Raw genomic sequence first — 16,444 nt, 5'->3', positions numbered from 1 at the left:
TTTTTAACATCAATGAAAACACATAACCTGTTAGCTGCCATAGTTTTGGCAACCACACTAACCGCTTGCAAAGACGATAACGAAACTAAAAATAATTTATTTGCCATAGATTTTGATGGTATAAAAGGCCAGTATAAGCCCGATGAAAGCGTTCCGCTAGGTGTGGTAAACGTCGAAAAAAAGCAAATAGACTCTGTTGTATATTATCTTAATGATAAGAAAGTGGGTACGGCAAAAGGCGCTGAAAAGCTTACTGCTGCTCTTAAAGACACTAAACTGGGCTACCAGACCATAAAGGCACTGGTTTATTATGAAGGTGAAAATGCCGAGACTACCGGACAGATAGAAGTGATTAGCGGTACAAAGGCTAAAATACTGAGCTACGAAATTGTAAATACCTATCCGCATGATGTTACTTCATACACCCAGGGACTGGAGTTTTACCACGATACGCTTGTAGAGGGTACAGGACAATACGGCAAATCTGTATTGCGCAAAAACAATTACAAAACAGGCGAGGCATACAAGCAGATAGCTATAGACGGCAAATATTTTGGCGAAGGCGTTACTGTTTTTGGTGATAAGATCTACCAGCTTACCTGGAAAGAAAACACCGGTTTTATATATAATGCCGGCAACCTGAACAAGATTAAGGATTTCCAGTACTTTAAACCTATTCAGGGCTGGGGGCTTACGCATGATGATAAACACCTGTACCAAAGTGATGGTTCTGAAAAGATATACAAACTGGATCCTGAAACACTTAAAGAGGTATCGTATGTAAATGTATATGCCGAAAGCCGTAAGGCAAAAGAGCTGAACGAGCTTGAATATGTAGACGGTAAAATTTATGCAAACGTATACCAGACCAACACCATTGTGGTTGTTGACCCTGAAACCGGCAGCGTACTGGGAATGCTGGACATGAAAGACCTGCTGAACAAAATAACCAAGTCTCCGGAAACGGATGTGCTTAACGGTATTGCCTACAACCCTAAAACAAAGACATTTTTTATAACAGGCAAACTGTGGGATAAGATGTTTGAAATAAGAATTAAGGAATAGGTTATCTGTTGATTTAATTCTTAGAAATGAGGAATGACAATAAACGATGGCTAATTAGTCGCATGAAAACTTCGGGAAGCAAAAGAGCCTATGTAGGCAGTTTTGACTATAGCGACGAGCGGCATTTATTTAAAAACGTCGACTTAGAAACACTTCCTTCGCATGAAGCTATTAAATCAAGTGGTAAATTCTATAATGGTAAAATAAATTACGGACTACTTGTACGGTTTTTAAGAGGTCATATCGGTAGAGATTGGAACGAAGTACATCAGGAAATAATAAGCCGTATACCTACAAAATTGTTAGATTACAAGGAAATGATATATTGGTTTGTAGCAGATCAGGTAGAATATCTCAATGGAAAGGCTTGGGATAAACGAGAACAAAAGTTTTTACGTACTGAAGTTGCACAATCTTTTGAATATGTGAGCAAAGAATTTTACGTAGATCCAGATACTAATACTTTAAAGGAGAGCATTAGCAAATGAAAAAAATAAGGGCTGCCAATTGGCAGCCCTTATTTTTTATATCAAGCCCTAAATACCCTAGAGGGTTTTGAAACTCTGAAATTCTGTAACTTTGAAACCCTTTTAAAAAAGTCCTTCTACAGAAAGATACCTTTCGCCTGTATCGTAGTTAAAAGTAAGAATGGTAGCACCTTCGGGTATTTCTGCCAGCTTTTTATTTACGGCTGCTAATGATGCACCACTCGATATTCCTCCCAGTATACCTTCTTCTTTTGCTGCTCGTTGTGCATAGTCAAAAGCTTCGTCTTTACTAACTTGTATTACGCCATCAATTACACTACTGTTGTAAATAGAGGGCACAAAACCTGCGCCTATACCCTGAATAGGGTGCGGCCCCGGAGCACCACCACTCAATACAGGCGATAATTCCGGCTCTACAGCATAAACCTTAAGGCTGGGCCATTTTTCTTTTAAAACCTCACCTACGCCCGTTATATGCCCTCCTGTACCTACGCCGGTAATAAGGTAGTCGACACCTTCAGGAAAGTCGGCAATGATTTCCTGTGCGGTAGTTTTTTTATGGATCTCCACGTTTGCCCTATTATCAAACTGGCTTGGCGACCACGCATTGGGTGTGGCAGCAGTAAGTTCGGCAGCTTTTTCAATAGCACCTTTCATACCCTTTTCGCGGGGCGTAAGTTCAAATTCCGCACCATATATAGACATCAGTTTGCGACGTTCCACACTCATACTTTCCGGCATTACCAGTATAATCCGGTACCTTTTTACGGCAGCTACCAGCGCCAGGCCAATACCTGTATTGCCCGATGTGGGTTCTATTATAACGCTGTCTTTATTCAGCAGGCCTTTTGCCTCCGCATCCTCTATCATGGCGAGTGCAATACGGTCTTTAATGCTGTTGCCGGGGTTGGTGCGTTCCAGCTTTACCCATACATTTTGGTTAGGGAATAACTTGTTCAGTTTTACGTGCGGCGTGTTGCCTATAGTTTGTAAAATGCTTTCTGCTTTCATATTTTTATTTCAATTGGATTATTAAATTACAAAATTTAGCGGCTCAGGAAACACCTCTTTAGTGCGTATACTTACCTCGCTTTTATGGTATACAAGAGAGTTATCGGGTATAGAATGCGTTATCCATACGTTGCCCCCAATCACACTTCCGTGGCCTATAAAAGTGTCGCCGCCCAGTATGGTTGCGTTGGCATAAATGGTTACATCACTGCCTATGGTGGGGTGCCTTTTTTTGTCGGCTTCGGCCTTACTTACACTCAAAGCACCGAGCGTTACACCCTGGTAAATTTTCACATCGTTGCCTATTATCGAGGTCTCGCCAACAACAATTCCTGTACCGTGATCTATAAAAAAACGCTGCCCTATTTGTGCTCCCGGATGGATGTCAATTCCCGTTTTTCCATGCACATATTCGCTCAGCATACGGGGTAGTAAAGGTACCTTCATTTGCCACAGTTCATGCGCTATGCGATATACAGAAATAGCAAAGAAACCGGGGTAGGAAACCAGTACTTCAGAACGTGATTTAGCCGCAGGATCGAACCTGAAAATGGCTTTGAGGTCATCTTCAAGTTCCTCATGAATTAAAATAGCCTTATCATTTAACTCTGAGATATAATAGCCTACATTATTTTCTTCAATATCGGCTAATAAAAGTAGTTGTTTCAGGGTAGCAGTAAGCCGCTCTTCCTGATCCAGAAAGTACGCATAGTCTGCAAACTGCGGGCCAATGCAAAAGAGCCATTCAAAGAGGCCTTCTATCCATTGCTCTACAACATGCTTATCGGGCAAGACTCCGGATTTCAGGTAGTTGGCGGTATATATAGGATGTTTCATTATTAAAAAAGAAGCTATTTGTTACCCTGCAAAGGGGAGGAATTGCTATCAGGCCTAACAAAATTAAGGAAAAAATTCACATACTCTACCATATCAGTAGATTAATATTTGAGCTAAAACAGCATAAAAATGACGAAATGCATTCATCAAAAAACACAATATTAAAATTTTTAATGTTGCTATTCGTTTTTGTATTTATATAAATAGTAACTTCATATAACTTAAAACATATATTTGGAATACAGAATAATAAACATTTAATATAGAAAATATCTATGATAGATTTCGCAACCGTTTTCTGTTAATAAACTGTTAACTCAACCTTTAAACAAACGTTTAATTTAAACAAGTGTTTAACTTTGTACCCGAATTTAAACAGCATCGCAATGACTGATTTTAATGATAAGCAAATCGAGATCCTGCACGTGGCAGAGAAGCTGTTTGCAGAGGATGGTTTTGATGGTGCTTCCATACGCAACATTGCAAAGGAAGCCAATGTGAATATCGCGATGATATCTTACTATTTCGGGTCGAAAGAAAAGCTACTTGAAACGCTCATCATCTATCGCACATCGGGCATGAAGATGCAGCTTGAAAACATATCAAGAGAAGACCTCTCCCCTACCGAAAAAGTAGACCGCCTTATTGATCTTTACATATCGCGCATCAATAAAAATAAATGCATGTACCAGATCATGCACTTTGAACTTTCAACAAAAAAGAGGATCCTGAACATGGACTCTTTTATGGAGATCAAAGCACAAAACTCAGAGATCTTTAACAAGATTATTGAAGACGGACAGGACAAGGGAATTTTTAGAAAGAACATTAACATTACCCTTATCCCTACCACCATACTGGGAACGCTTACACACTTTCATACAAACAGGTTTTATTTTGAAAAAACGATGAACCTGGATACCGATGAAAAGTTTGAAAGCTATGTAGAGAATGAATTAACACATCATATTAAACAAACAATTAAAGCGCTTTTAGCACATGAAAATTAATCAGATCCTGCCTATAGGGCTTCTGCTTTTCTCTGGCGCGGCACTGCATGCCCAGGAAAAGAAACAGCTTTCGCTGGATGAAGCCGTAAACATGGCGGTTACACAAAGTACCGAGGCCAGCCTGGCAGACACCAGGGTAGAAACCTCTAAACTGGAACTGGCCAATACCAAGAACGAAGCTTACCCATCATTTAAGCTTTCAGGACAGTATTTGCGAGTTACAGACCCTACCATCAACCTCAAGAGTACCAGTAGTGGCGACACATCCGGAGGAGATTCCGGCAGCACAGCCTCATCTACACCAAAAGTAAACAGCGCCATGTTTGGCCTTGCCAACGCAAGCGTACCGTTATTTGCCGGAGGTAAGATAAGAAACAGTATTGCAGCAAGCGAAAATGCTTATAAGGCTGAAACCTTTAATGCTGCCAATACTAAAGAGCAGGTAGCCTTACAAACAATTGCGCTGTATACTAACCTGTATAAAGCACAACAGTCTGTATCGCTTATTGAGGAAAACCTTAAGAGTGCTAACCAGAGGGTAAAAGATTTTACCGCTATGGAGCAAAATGGCCTCCTTGCCCGTAACGACTTATTGAAGTCGCAACTTCAGGCAAGCAACATTCAGCTTAGCCTTGAAAATGCTAAAAAGAATGTAGTTACCATAAACTATCAGCTGGCTACCCTGCTGCACCTGCCTGAAGGCACGCAGATAGCGGTAAACGACGCATACTTTAAAAATAACCAAAATGCACAGCCTGCCATTACAGAAGGTGAAGCCGTAGCACAACGCAATGACCTTGAAGCTTTAAGGTTTGCAGAGAAGGCAGCCGAAAGCAGCATTAAGATAGCTAAGGCAGACTACTACCCTGCCCTGTCACTTTCTGCCGGATATGTGTACCTTAACGTACCAAATTTTGTAGAGGTATATAACGCGGCCAATGTAGGCATAGGCGTATCGTATGACCTTGCCGGTATATTTAAGAACAGCAAGAAAGTTAAAGCTGCGGAAAGCCGCAGGAACGAAACACACCAGCAGCTGGACCTTGCTACAGAGCAGGTAAAAGTGCAGGTAAAGGATGCGCTTGAAAGCTATAACCTGGCCATTAAACAAAACAAGGTATATACCGAGGCCGTAACGCAGGCAGAAGAAAACTACCGCATAGTAAAAGACAAGTACGATAACGGCCTTGTAGATACTAACGACCTGCTTGAGGCCGATGTGCAGCAGCTACAAACAAGGTTAGACCAAACCTTTAGCAAGGCAGACATTACCCAGCGTTTTTATGACCTGCTGAATGCTTCAGGAAAATTGACCAATTCATTTAATCTTACTCAAAACAAATAATTTTTTCTAATCATGGAAAAGAAGAAAACAAATAAAAAGTTTATAATCATACTTGTTGCCCTTGTAGTTGTAGGGGGCGGTTACGGAACCTATAAGTACCTGCACTCCCTTGCCCACGAAACTACGGATGATGCCCAGGTAGAAAAAAACATGAACCCTATAATTCCACGTGTTACCGGCTACATTACAAAAGTGAATGTAAAAGATAACGACATCGTTAAAAAAGGCGATACGCTTTTTGTTATAGACGATAAAGACTATGTGGTAAGGGTAGAGGAAGCAAAAGCAGCTGTTGTGGCAGCAGAGAGCAGCTATGAGGCCGCTAAGGCCGATATAGGCGGTGCTGCAGCAAACGTATCTGTAAGCGATGCTAACATTGCGTCATCACGTGGTAACATTGAAGCTGCAAAGGTGCGCGTATGGAGGGCTAATAACGACTTTGAGCGTTACCAGAACCTTTACAATAATAAAAGCATTACAAAACAACAGTTTGAGCAGGCACAGGCCACCAAACAGGAGGCTGATGCTAACCTAAGGGTTTTACAACAGGCAGAAGCCGCAAGCAAAAGCCAGCGTAATGCCAGCATAAGCCGCAGCAATGTATCTGCATCGCAAACTAAAGTAGCAGAAGCTAACATTGAAAAAGCTAAAGCTACCCTTAGGGCTGCCGAGCTTAACCTTAGCTATACTGTAGTAACTGCTGCTGTAGACGGACAGGTTTCTACTATAGATATTCAGCCGGGCCAGCTGGTACAACCGGGCCAGGCATTGTTCTACATAATCAACAACGAGGCTGCATGGGTTGTAGCTAACTTTAAAGAAACGCAGATCACAAAAATGAAAGCAGGCCAAAAAGTAACCATCGAGGCTGATGCTTATCCTGGTGTAGAGTTTGAAGGCGAACTTACGTCTTTCTCTCCTGCTACCGGCGCACGTTTCTCTTTATTGCCTCCGGATAATGCTACCGGTAACTTTGTAAAAACAATACAAAGGCTTCCTGTAAAAATATCCCTTACGAACAACAACGACAAAGAAAAAGTACAACTACTGCGCCCGGGTATGAACGTAGAGGTAGACGTACACTTAAAATAATATTATGGCAGGAGCAGCAACCGTAAGCGACGACTTGGTAGAATACGGCTTTAGGCGGGTTATTATTACAATAACAGCGGTACTTTGTGCCCTGCTAGAAATTGTAGATACTACCATTGTAAACGTTGCACTTAATGAAATGAGGGGAAGCCTTGGTGCTACCCTTACCGATGTGGCCTGGGTAATTACAGCCTATGCCATTGCAAACGTAATTGTAATACCCATGACGAGCTGGCTATCGCAGCAGTTTGGCCGCCGAAATTATTTTGCCGCATCTATTATCATATTCACTGTAGCCTCTTTTGCCTGTGGTAATGCAGACAACATTTGGGAACTTGTAACCTTCAGGTTCATACAGGGTATGGGTGGTGGTGCGCTGCTGGTAACGGCACAAACCATTATTACTGAAAGTTACCCCGCAGAAAAACGTGGTATAGCACAGGCTATTTATGGTATGGGTGTAATTGTGGGCCCTACACTTGGTCCGCCATTGGGTGGTTACCTGGTAGACAACTACTCATGGCCGCTTATTTTTTACATCAATGTACCACTGGGCATTATAGCTACCGTACTTACCTTGATCTATGTAAAGAGCCCTAAATATGGCGAAAAACTAAGTGCAGACAAGGTAGACTGGTGGGGTATTATATTCCTTATCGCTTTTATTGGCTCACTCCAGTTTGTACTGGAACACGGCCAGCAGGACGACTGGTTTGAAGACCCGCTTATTGTAGGCCTGAGTGTACTAACTGTTTTTGGGCTACTGGCATTCATTTGGCGCGAAAGCGTATATGAGCATCCTATTGTTAATCTTAAGGTTCTCAACGACAGCAACCTGCGTATAGGTACGATAATGTGTTTTATCCTGGGCTTCGGTCTATACGGGTCTACTTTTGTAATCCCTATCTATACCCAATCGATATTAGGCTGGACGGCTCTTGATGCCGGTATGCTACTAATACCAAGTTCATTGATGACCGCCTTTATGATGCCGTTTATAGGGCAAATGATACAAAAAGGCGTAAAGAAAACGTATATGGTAGCCACAGGGTTCTCAATATTCTTTGGTTTTACCTTCTGGATGTACAGCATTATGACGCCAGATACCGGCGCCGAACATATGTTCTGGCCATTGATATTGCGCGGTATGGGCCTTGGATTACTCTTTGTACCTATTACCACCATGGCACTTTCTACCCTTAAGGGCAAGAGCATTGGCGAAGGCGCTGCCTTTACCGGGATGATGCGACAACTGGGCGGTTCGTTTGGTATTGCACTTATCAGTACGTTCATTACACGTTTTACGCAATCGCACCGTGTAAACCTTGTAAGTCATGAACAGGTAACTGACTATGCCGTGCAACAAAGGGTACATCAGCTACAGCAGGGTTTTATGGCTAAAGGATTTTCGTCCAGCGAAGCATTGAGTAAGGCGTATGCAGCCTTAGAAGGCGGTGTACTGAAACAGGCAACTGTATTATCTTACATGGACATATTTTTATACCTGGGCATCTTGTTTCTTATTTGTATTCCTTTTATCCTGCTTGTAAAAGAGGGTAAAGAGAAAATAAATATGGCAGACGCGATGCACTAAGGGTTAATGGTTGTCAGTTGATGGTTGCCAGAAGCTTCCAACAACTATAAACCGACAACCGGCAACAAACAAAAACTATCTCTCTATATATATCCCTGAAAACCTGCCGTGCACACACATCCGGCAGGTTTTCTTTTAACATCACCTTATTACATGAATAAAAAATACAATCATTACACAGTAACCCTCGAACATACCTACAGCCCAAGCGATGCTGACCTGCACCGCCGTGTTGAAGTTGTGTTTGACAACCACGACAACCTGTTTGACGTTATAGATAAATTACAGGACCGTGACCATTTTGGCGATATGGGGCAGAGTACCGAATTTGCCATTGGGCTTAAAATGTTTAGCGAAGTAATGCTGCGCAATAAAGACAACGCATTATTTGAAGAGTTTCTTCCCGCTTTTAAAGATTTTATGAAAAAGCTGAAGAGCAGTAATTAGTAGTCAGTTTACACAGAAGCCCGTAAAAATGGAAGTTTTCATTTTTACGGGCTTTTTTTATTTTGGACTAACGTGGAGAATACCACGATGTATTTCTTCATAAATTTCCCTGAAACGCCAGCCTCTCTCCCATTCCTTGCCATTGTAGCGTAAAAGGATTTTTCCGGAAAAGAAATAAGGCCTTGCCATGCCCGTTATAGCCGGATTACGATAATGAAACACAGCAGACAGAATATCATTTTCGGCAGGCTCATAATCAAAATCAAAACAATAATCGGTATTCAGTTCCTGCATCACACTATCCACATCAAGTTCTCCCGTGGTTTGCGAAGGGCCTTGTCCATGCCCAAATATATCAATGGTATCTTCAGACAAATACCTGGATATTCTCCAACTATATACCATATCTGTATAGCCTTTCATTACCTCTTCCCTATTTCTCCTATTGATATTTACACGCTTTTTGCTGTGCAATATCCAAGGGTCATAATCATCAATAACAAATTTCAGCTTATAGTCCATACAGCTACCTCGTAAACACCAGTGTATTTCCTTTGCTCAATTGCGCGTCAAAAGCATAGCCGTCATAGTTAAAACCCTTAAGCCCTTTAAGCGTTTTTACATTATGATCTATAATGTAGCGCACCATCATGCCCCTCGCTTTTTTGGCAAAGAAGCTTACCATGCGCAGTTTACCATCTTTGTAGTCTTTAAACTCCGGGGTAATGACCGGTACTTTTAAAGTCTTCTCATCTACCGCACCAAAATATTCCTGGCTGGCAAGGTTTACAAAAAGTTCGTTATCCTCCAGCTCATTGTTAAGTGCAGCGGTAACGGTTTGCTTCCAAAACTCGTACAGGTTTTTGTTATCGCCCACAGGCAGGTGTGTACCCATTTCAAGACGGTAGGGCTGCATAAGGTCCAGCGGTTTTAGCAAACCATATAAGCCAGATAGTATCCGCAGCGAATCCTGTAGCTTATTTATTTTGGCAGCAGGTATCGTATAAGCATCAAGGCCGGTATATACATCGCCGTTAAAAGCGTAAACAGCAGGACGTGCATTCTTTGTCGTAAACGGTGTGCTCCACTCCTGGTTACGCTCCCAGTTAAGCTGTGCCAGGTTATCGCTAATATGCATAAGGCTGCTTAGTTCGGCTGGGGTTTTATCTTTTACGGCAGCATGCACAACCTCGGCTTCTTTTAAAAAAATGGGCTCTGTGTGTTTGCGCACCGGTAGTTTAGTTTCAAAATCCAGCGACTTGGCCGGAGAAATTACAATTTTCATATACAATGTTTGTGTAACAAAGTTAGTCAGTAGTATACATATCTACAATAATCCTGATGCTATTTTGTTATCTTAGCATCAGATAAACCAATCAAATCATACTATGCCAGAGTATATCATCCAGACTGAAGGACTCAACTTTCAGTATTCCAAATACCGGAAAGTTTTAGAAAATGTATCTCTCAACATCCCAAAAGGGGCTATCTACGGTTTTTTAGGCCCTAACGGGGCAGGTAAATCTACTACCATGAGGCTGCTGACCGGGATACTGCCCGAGCAGGAAAAATCGATAAAAGTTTTTGGCAAGCCCTTACATGGCCAGCTACCGGAAGTGTTTAACAGCATTGGATCATTAGTAGAAAGCCCGGCCCTGTACCTGCACCTTAGCGGGTATGACAACCTGCGCTACATTGCTAAACTGCGCAACCTGCCGGAAATTAGAATTCCTGAAGCATTAGAACTTGTAGACCTTACCCGCGACGCTAAGCGCAAAGCAAAACAATACTCTCTGGGTATGAAGCAGCGCCTTGCCATAGCTATGGCGTTACTTAGTGATCCGCAGCTGTTGCTACTGGATGAACCTGTAAATGGCCTTGACCCTAACGGGATGCGCGACATCCGCCAATTGCTTGTTAAGCTTAATAAAGAAAAGGGCGTTACCATATTTGTATCGAGCCATCTTTTGGCAGAAATAGAACGTATGTGTACCCACGTGGGCATTATTAGTAACGGTAAGCTGCGTTTTGAGGGTACTATAGAAGAGCTTGGCAAACAGTCTGGCACGTGCAAAGTACAGGTAGGCCTGCGCGATGCCGCCCAATGGCAACAAAAACTGCAACAGGATTACCCTACTGCGATTTTAGAAAGCGCAAGCCAGGTAGTACTTGAACTGCCCGGGCGCGAAGCCATACCGGCATTTACAAAAAGCCTGGTAAACAACGGAGCCGATATTTATGAAATTAAAGTGTTAAACGGCCTTGAAGAATGGTTTATGACACTAATCAACCAAAAATAAACCAACCTCATGAACAACTATATTACCGCCCTTAAGGCAGAACACATAAAAAAGAAGGGCACCGGTATGTACTGGGTTGCCGCAATAATAGGCGCTTTTATGCCTATTTTATATGCCCTTATAATGATTATCGAGAACCTGGGCGACGATACCGCATCTAAAAGCAAGGGCAGCATACCCTATAATTATTTTACCGATATAATACATGAAATGTTAGGCGGCTATGCTGAGTTCTTTTTCCCGCTACTCATAATTATTTCGGTAAGCCGTATAACACAATTAGACCACAAAAATGGCGGCTGGCAGCTTATGGAAACGCAGCCGGTAAATAAATGGGCTATTTATTCGTCTAAATTTACGGTGCTGCTTATAACCAACCTTATTTCTATACTTACACTGGTTGCAGCAAGCTACCTTGCCGGCGGCCTGATGATGGCCGTAATTGAAGTGCCAAAAGCAGCCACTTTTGGGTTTGAGGCCGGGCCTGTGTTTAACATTGTACTGCGCCTGTTTGTGGCAGGGCTTTTCTTTACCGCACTACAGTACCTTATATCAGTACTTATGCCGAGCTTTGTATGGAGCATGCTTATTGGGTTCTTTTTGCTGCTGGGCTACCTGTTCCTTAAAATATTTAACGTTACCCCGGGATGGTACCCTTTGGCAATATTAGGTAAGGTATCTGAGTATAAAAACGGCAGCGAACTGGGCTACTGGCTTATTTATAGCGAAGTTGCCGCACTTATACTTACGACTGCTACCATTTACACAGGTTTTAACTGGTACCGCCACAAAGGTTTAAAAGCGGCTTTTGCAGGCACTGCCGTAAGGGCGGCCTCGTTAGTGGGTGTACTGGCTTTAACCGCATTGCTTTCATGGTACATTTTTAAACCAAATATGTATGAAGCACACAACCGCACGGTTATAGCCGGTAAACTGGAAAGTAAGGAGAAAGTAAAAATACTGTATATCCTTGATAATTTTATTCAGGATACCGTGGCTGCCATACCAGTAATTGACAATCGTTTTCAGTATGAAATAAAAAAGGACATTCCGTTAGACAGGTATAAGTTTACTTTTGAAAATGGCGTTAACAGCGATTTTTATTTTGGTAAAAACGACAGTATATATTTAGATATTAAAAAATATGGCAACTCTGTTGATGGTAAAATTACCGGTACACGTCTGGCAGAAAACCAGTATAAACAGGGCAATGAAAATAACTTTGCTTATGTAGCCTATATGCTTGAGCAAAAACAGGACCTTGATAATGTAAGCTTTTACACCAGGCAAATCTATAAAGAATGGGATGACGCCATGAACGCTACCGACAAATTCAGGACGGCTGATAACTATGTGCCCCGTACCGATTTTGTTTCTTACACTAAAAAAATAATTACCCTTACTTATCTTAACTACTGGTACGACCTGGTAAAAATGCGTAAGGCAGTATATCCCGGCCAGCCTACAAAACCAACACCTGAGATTGCGGGCATGATAAAGTCGGTGTCGTTGCATGACGATGCGTTGCTTAGTAACGAGGGGTATTTTAACTATGTAACCTCGCGACTTATTGAAAACAACGAGGCCGATATTGACGAAGGTACTAAGATACTACGCGCTATTGCCGCAATGAAACCGGGTACATTTAAGGACAAACTTCTTTTCTGGCAATTAAAAAGCAGCCTGCGCGAAGCCAACACTATTGAGGAGCGTGCCAACCTTATGAAGTATTATGCCTATACCTTTAAAGATACTAAGTATAGTAATATTGTAGCAGGTATAAACAAAACGCTGGATGGTATAGCCAAGGGCAAAGAGGCTCCGGCCATTGCGGGTACTACTATAGACAACAAGCCTTTTTCTCTTGAGCAGTATAAAGGCAAGCTTATAGCCATAGATGTATGGGCTACATGGTGTGGCCCGTGCAGGGAAGAATCGCCTAAGTTTGAAAAGATTGCCCTTAAGTATAAAAAGGAAGGTATACAGTTTGTAGCGCTGAGCACCGACAGAAAAATTGAGGACTGGTATATGGATGCCAAGCTAAAAAGCAAAAGCGTACTACAGGTACATATAGATAATAATGAGTTTTTTAGTACGGCTTATGACGTTGAGTTTATTCCGCGCTTTATCCTGATAGGAAAAGACGGCAAGCTGATAAATGCAAAAATGCCTCGCCCTGGCGAAAAAACCTTTGAAGATATTATAAGGAAAGAGCTCGGGATGAAAGAGCTGTAAACTTCTTCAAGACAATAATAAAATTAGGCTACCCCAAAAGGTAGCCTAACTATTAATAACCCAGAATAGATTTATAAGACTGACAGTTGACATCTTGTTTACCATCAATATAGCACTTTATATCTTCTGAACAACCCCACATTTTTTGGCTTCCTTCTTGGTAAACCTGCGGATAACAGCTTCCGTCTCCTACACATGATAAATAAGACTGCTCAAATAAGTCTCCATCTGCAATTTCATCATTGACAGATAAAGTTTCTCCATTCTTATTTAACCATTTACCTACTTTGATTTTACCATCTTTTGTGGTCAGTAAAATATAATAAAACTCTTTCTTGTCGCCAAGTGTCAGTTGTTTAATTATCGAAATTTTGTTGAAACTCCATTTCTCTTTTGGGAATAAAGCCTTTCTGACTTTCGTTTTGTAATCTAAAGTATCGGCCTTAAAAACAAAAGAATTATTTTTAATTACAGCAAAAACATTTTTCTGACGGCTTTTATTAGAATCAGTATTTACTTGCTTCCCGCTAATAAAAGAAATTATAACAACAGGAAGAAACAAAATTGATAAAAAGAAATTTGCTTTCATAGCTCAGGAAATTGTTGATTGGTATAACAAACATACATATAAGTACAGATATCTATTGATGTATTCAAAAATATTTATATCTGTAAAGAGCACAGTTCAAATTTTCGAAAAATATCTCGCCGAAAATAAAAACTTTATATTTGCCCAAATACAAAACCGTAATGTTTAAGGCAGCTGTAAAATATAAATCTGTTGTGCTTTATGGCATTTGCCTAGCTGCACTTTTATTCCTTATGCGGATACTGGAATACCGTTACCTCATTATAAGCAATGCGCAGGAAATCTATACCGCATTTATTGCAATACTGTTTACAGCGCTTGGCATCTGGCTCGCCTTAAAATTAACTAAGCCCAAAAAGGAAACAGTGATCATAGAAAAACAAGTTTTTATTACCACTGATCAGCATCCTGACCTTACTACGGCTTTTACCCACAACCTCAGCAAACGCGAAACCGAAGTTTTGGCTCTTATGGGTAAAGGCCTGAGCAATGCCGAGATTGCCGATACACTTTTTGTATCGCTCAATACAGTCAAGACACATTCATCTAAAATATTTGAAAAGCTTGAGGTAAAACGGCGCACCCAGGCAATAGAAAAAGCCAAACAACTGGCTATCATAAAATAAGAACCTGCCATACTAAAGTAGTAGTACTAAAAAATCATACTTTAGTATGACCATGATGTGGTATAAAAGCCCCAGTTTTGCCCAAATAATCTTAAACTAAAAACATGAAGACACTTACAAAAAGTATTATCCTCCACGGCCTCATAGGTGGCGTTATAAGTATATCGGGTTTCTTCTTTATGGAACTGTATAACGGCAACGCCCATGGTACCATGAGCATGGTGGCCGGCTATGCGGCAATGCTGCTGGCTTTTTCGCTAATATTTGTCGCCATTAAAAACTACCGCGATAATCAAAATGATGGTGTTATCAGCTTTGGCAAGGCATTTAAGGCCGGGCTGCTTATCGCACTTATAACAGCTACAGTATATGTAGTAATATGGCTTATTTATTCTACCTATTTTAGCCCTGATTTTATGGAGCAGTATAGCAAAGCCATGCTCAGCCAGATGGCTAAAGATGGTAAAAGCGCAACTGAAATACAGGCAACCGCCGCAGAAATGAAAGGCTTTGCGGAACTTTATAAAAATCCATTTTTTAATGCCGCTATAACCTACACCGAAATTTTACCGTTGGGTATTGTTATATCGCTTATTAGTGCACTAATTTTAAAACGTAAACAAAAAAATATAACATGGCAAGAGTAACAGGATTTGGCGGATTGTTTTTCCGCTCTAAAGATAACAAGGCGCTGGCTGCATGGTATGAGCAGCATCTGGGTATTAACGGCATGGCATGGCAACAGGAAGCCGGGCCAACGGTTTTTGCCCCGTTTAAGGAAGACACAACCTATTTTGGCAGCGATACCCAGCAGTTTATGATGAACTTTAGGGTGGAGGGCATTGATGAACTTGTAGATAAGCTTAAAGCAGATGGCGTGCGCGTTGATGATAACCGTATGGAAGAATCTTATGGTAAGTTTGCCTGGATATACGACCTGGATGGCAATAAGATAGAGCTTTGGGAGCCTGTTGCAGAATAAATTATCGTTTTTACTACGAAGAACACCAGGTCTGCACGAGGAACACAAAGCTAAGTAATTAAACAATTTACTAAAAATGCTTATAAAGGACACAAAGCTGTATGCATAGCTTTGTGTCCTTTTATGGTTAGCAAAAAACGAATACAGCTTTGTGACCCTAGTGTGATTCTTTGTGAACCTTGTGGTTAAATTTAAATCCTTATTTTTACAGTAAACTTTTTTAGCATGAATCCTTACGCACAGATAAACAAGAGCATTAGCCGCTATGTAGACTTTACCGATGAAGAACTTGAAATCCTGAATTCGCTAATGGAATTTAAGACTGTGCCTAAAAAGACCATCATGCTACACGAAGGCGATATGTGTAATTTTGAAGCTTTTGTAGTAAAAGGCTGTGTGCGTAAATACTACATCGACCCAAACGGTTTTGAAGTTATATTACAGTTTGCCATTGAAGACGGCTGGATTGGAGACATCTCTTTCAGCGTTTTTGAACAGGCACCCAGCAAGTTATATGTAGAAACTTTAGAAGACTGCGAATTCCTGATGTTTAATCCCGAGAGCAAAGAAGAACTTTTTCGACGTGCGCCACGCTTTGAAAGAGCTTTCAGGATACTGATGCAGCGCCACCTATGGGTTACCCAAAACAGGCTTATAAATACCATAAGCAAAACGGCATTAGATAAGTATGTAGAGTTTTTAGAGCAGTACCCTACCCTGCCACAGCGTGTAGCGCAGCACTACATTGCATCTTACCTGGGCATTTCTGCCGAGTTTCTAAGCAAAACAAGGGCAAAACTGGCGAAGATCTAAACCTGCTTTA

At 41.3% G+C, this 16,444-nt stretch carries 18 protein-coding genes; 13 read left to right on the top strand and 5 right to left on the bottom strand.

Features of this window, described 5'->3' with window-relative positions:
• Positions 1 to 12: 12 nt before the first annotated feature.
• Together DYH63_RS02585 and DYH63_RS02580 are read left to right on the top strand one after the other, a co-directional pair.
• A complete protein-coding gene (locus DYH63_RS02585; RefSeq protein WP_116787311.1) occupies positions 13 to 1,065 on the top strand; it encodes a glutaminyl-peptide cyclotransferase in 1,053 nt (350 codons plus the stop codon).
• A gap of 62 nt (positions 1,066 to 1,127) precedes the next feature.
• A complete protein-coding gene (locus DYH63_RS02580; protein ID WP_162926902.1) occupies positions 1,128 to 1,553 on the top strand; it encodes a hypothetical protein in 426 nt (141 codons plus the stop codon).
• A 102-nt stretch (positions 1,554 to 1,655) separates the two neighbouring features.
• Here DYH63_RS02580 and cysK read toward each other — a convergent pair whose 3' ends face one another.
• Together cysK and epsC are read right to left on the bottom strand one after the other, a co-directional pair.
• A complete protein-coding gene (cysK, locus tag DYH63_RS02575) occupies positions 1,656 to 2,564 on the bottom strand; it encodes a cysteine synthase A (RefSeq protein ID WP_116787309.1) in 909 nt (302 codons plus the stop codon).
• Positions 2,565 to 2,585: 21 nt separating this feature from the next.
• Entirely contained in the window at positions 2,586 to 3,401 is an 816-nt protein-coding gene (gene epsC / locus DYH63_RS02570; RefSeq protein WP_116787308.1) for a serine O-acetyltransferase EpsC, read from the bottom strand.
• A 386-nt stretch (positions 3,402 to 3,787) separates the two neighbouring features.
• Here epsC and DYH63_RS02565 point away from each other — a divergent pair, with 386 nt between their 5' ends.
• The 5 genes from DYH63_RS02565 (at position 3,788) to DYH63_RS02545 (ending at position 8,889) form a co-directional block, all read left to right on the top strand.
• Positions 3,788 to 4,411 (top strand): TetR family transcriptional regulator, encoded by a 624-nt coding sequence (locus DYH63_RS02565; protein ID WP_116787307.1) that lies wholly within the window; start codon positions 3,788 to 3,790, stop codon positions 4,409 to 4,411.
• Positions 4,401 to 5,756: a TolC family protein gene (locus tag DYH63_RS02560; protein ID WP_116787306.1), complete on the top strand. Its 1,356-nt coding sequence runs from the start codon at positions 4,401 to 4,403 to the stop codon at positions 5,754 to 5,756. The genes DYH63_RS02565 and DYH63_RS02560 overlap by 11 nt, the downstream gene beginning before the upstream one ends.
• A gap of 12 nt (positions 5,757 to 5,768) precedes the next feature.
• Complete coding sequence (locus DYH63_RS02555) at positions 5,769 to 6,848, top strand: HlyD family secretion protein (RefSeq protein WP_116787305.1); 1,080 nt, start codon at positions 5,769 to 5,771, stop codon at positions 6,846 to 6,848.
• A gap of 4 nt (positions 6,849 to 6,852) precedes the next feature.
• Complete coding sequence (locus DYH63_RS02550) at positions 6,853 to 8,442, top strand: MDR family MFS transporter (RefSeq protein WP_116787304.1); 1,590 nt, start codon at positions 6,853 to 6,855, stop codon at positions 8,440 to 8,442.
• 153 nt (positions 8,443 to 8,595) lie between these two features.
• Positions 8,596 to 8,889, top strand: coding sequence for a DUF3861 domain-containing protein (locus tag DYH63_RS02545; RefSeq protein ID WP_116787303.1), 294 nt, complete (start codon positions 8,596 to 8,598; stop codon positions 8,887 to 8,889).
• 57 nt (positions 8,890 to 8,946) lie between these two features.
• Here the strand turns inward: DYH63_RS02545 and DYH63_RS02540 are convergent, their stop codons facing one another.
• Complete coding sequence (locus tag DYH63_RS02540; protein WP_116787302.1) at positions 8,947 to 9,411, bottom strand: hypothetical protein; 465 nt, start codon at positions 9,409 to 9,411, stop codon at positions 8,947 to 8,949.
• Between the two features lie 4 nt (positions 9,412 to 9,415).
• Positions 9,416 to 10,174: a peroxide stress protein YaaA gene (gene yaaA, locus DYH63_RS02535; protein ID WP_116787301.1), complete on the bottom strand. Its 759-nt coding sequence runs from the start codon at positions 10,172 to 10,174 to the stop codon at positions 9,416 to 9,418.
• A gap of 103 nt (positions 10,175 to 10,277) precedes the next feature.
• Here yaaA and DYH63_RS02530 point away from each other — a divergent pair, with 103 nt between their 5' ends.
• Complete coding sequence (locus DYH63_RS02530; protein WP_116787300.1) at positions 10,278 to 11,189, top strand: ABC transporter ATP-binding protein; 912 nt, start codon at positions 10,278 to 10,280, stop codon at positions 11,187 to 11,189.
• Positions 11,190 to 11,198: 9 nt separating this feature from the next.
• Positions 11,199 to 13,424 carry a redoxin family protein gene (locus DYH63_RS02525; protein ID WP_116787299.1) on the top strand — a complete coding sequence of 742 codons (2,226 nt, stop codon included), beginning with the start codon at positions 11,199 to 11,201 and terminating at the stop codon, positions 13,422 to 13,424.
• A gap of 52 nt (positions 13,425 to 13,476) precedes the next feature.
• Here the strand turns inward: DYH63_RS02525 and DYH63_RS02520 are convergent, their stop codons facing one another.
• A complete protein-coding gene (locus DYH63_RS02520; protein WP_116787298.1) occupies positions 13,477 to 14,013 on the bottom strand; it encodes a hypothetical protein in 537 nt (178 codons plus the stop codon).
• A gap of 140 nt (positions 14,014 to 14,153) precedes the next feature.
• On the opposite strand from DYH63_RS02520, the gene DYH63_RS02515 reads away from it, so the two are divergent.
• The 4 genes from DYH63_RS02515 (at position 14,154) to DYH63_RS02500 (ending at position 16,434) form a co-directional block, all read left to right on the top strand.
• Positions 14,154 to 14,639 (top strand): helix-turn-helix transcriptional regulator, encoded by a 486-nt coding sequence (locus tag DYH63_RS02515; RefSeq protein ID WP_240409054.1) that lies wholly within the window; start codon positions 14,154 to 14,156, stop codon positions 14,637 to 14,639.
• A 104-nt stretch (positions 14,640 to 14,743) separates the two neighbouring features.
• A complete protein-coding gene (locus DYH63_RS02510) occupies positions 14,744 to 15,286 on the top strand; it encodes a DUF4199 domain-containing protein (protein WP_116787296.1) in 543 nt (180 codons plus the stop codon).
• Entirely contained in the window at positions 15,274 to 15,621 is a 348-nt protein-coding gene (locus DYH63_RS02505; RefSeq protein WP_116787295.1) for a VOC family protein, read from the top strand. The genes DYH63_RS02510 and DYH63_RS02505 overlap by 13 nt, the downstream gene beginning before the upstream one ends.
• A 225-nt stretch (positions 15,622 to 15,846) precedes the next feature.
• Positions 15,847 to 16,434, top strand: a complete 588-nt coding sequence (locus DYH63_RS02500) for a Crp/Fnr family transcriptional regulator (protein WP_116787294.1) — start codon at positions 15,847 to 15,849, stop codon at positions 16,432 to 16,434.
• The last annotated feature ends 10 nt before the right edge of the window (positions 16,435 to 16,444 follow it).

Source organism: Flavobacterium psychrotrophum (genome assembly GCF_003403075.1).
GTDB lineage: Bacteria > Bacteroidota > Bacteroidia > Flavobacteriales > Flavobacteriaceae > Flavobacterium > Flavobacterium psychrotrophum.
Note: the sequence above shows the minus strand (reverse complement) of the source record. Positions and strands in the feature narration are given on the sequence as shown.

Excerpts from the sequence above, each read along its gene's own strand:
- yaaA (WP_116787301.1), bottom strand. The coding sequence starts at position 10,174 with ATGAAAATTGTAATTTCTCCGGCCAAGTCGCTGGATTTTGAAACTAAA.
- DYH63_RS02500 (WP_116787294.1), top strand. The coding sequence starts at position 15,847 with ATGAATCCTTACGCACAGATAAACAAGAGCATTAGCCGCTATGTAGAC.
- DYH63_RS02545 (WP_116787303.1), top strand. The coding sequence starts at position 8,596 with ATGAATAAAAAATACAATCATTACACAGTAACCCTCGAACATACCTAC.
- DYH63_RS02560 (WP_116787306.1), top strand. The coding sequence starts at position 4,401 with ATGAAAATTAATCAGATCCTGCCTATAGGGCTTCTGCTTTTCTCTGGC.
- DYH63_RS02525 (WP_116787299.1), top strand. The coding sequence starts at position 11,199 with ATGAACAACTATATTACCGCCCTTAAGGCAGAACACATAAAAAAGAAG.
- DYH63_RS02550 (WP_116787304.1), top strand. The coding sequence starts at position 6,853 with ATGGCAGGAGCAGCAACCGTAAGCGACGACTTGGTAGAATACGGCTTT.
- DYH63_RS02585 (WP_116787311.1), top strand. The coding sequence starts at position 13 with ATGAAAACACATAACCTGTTAGCTGCCATAGTTTTGGCAACCACACTA.
- DYH63_RS02555 (WP_116787305.1), top strand. The coding sequence starts at position 5,769 with ATGGAAAAGAAGAAAACAAATAAAAAGTTTATAATCATACTTGTTGCC.
- DYH63_RS02520 (WP_116787298.1), bottom strand. The coding sequence starts at position 14,013 with ATGAAAGCAAATTTCTTTTTATCAATTTTGTTTCTTCCTGTTGTTATA.
- DYH63_RS02510 (WP_116787296.1), top strand. The coding sequence starts at position 14,744 with ATGAAGACACTTACAAAAAGTATTATCCTCCACGGCCTCATAGGTGGC.
- DYH63_RS02505 (WP_116787295.1), top strand. The coding sequence starts at position 15,274 with ATGGCAAGAGTAACAGGATTTGGCGGATTGTTTTTCCGCTCTAAAGAT.
- DYH63_RS02530 (WP_116787300.1), top strand. The coding sequence starts at position 10,278 with ATGCCAGAGTATATCATCCAGACTGAAGGACTCAACTTTCAGTATTCC.
- DYH63_RS02565 (WP_116787307.1), top strand. The coding sequence starts at position 3,788 with ATGACTGATTTTAATGATAAGCAAATCGAGATCCTGCACGTGGCAGAG.
- epsC (WP_116787308.1), bottom strand. The coding sequence starts at position 3,401 with ATGAAACATCCTATATATACCGCCAACTACCTGAAATCCGGAGTCTTG.
- cysK (WP_116787309.1), bottom strand. The coding sequence starts at position 2,564 with ATGAAAGCAGAAAGCATTTTACAAACTATAGGCAACACGCCGCACGTA.
- DYH63_RS02580 (WP_162926902.1), top strand. The coding sequence starts at position 1,128 with ATGAAAACTTCGGGAAGCAAAAGAGCCTATGTAGGCAGTTTTGACTAT.
- DYH63_RS02540 (WP_116787302.1), bottom strand. The coding sequence starts at position 9,411 with ATGGACTATAAGCTGAAATTTGTTATTGATGATTATGACCCTTGGATA.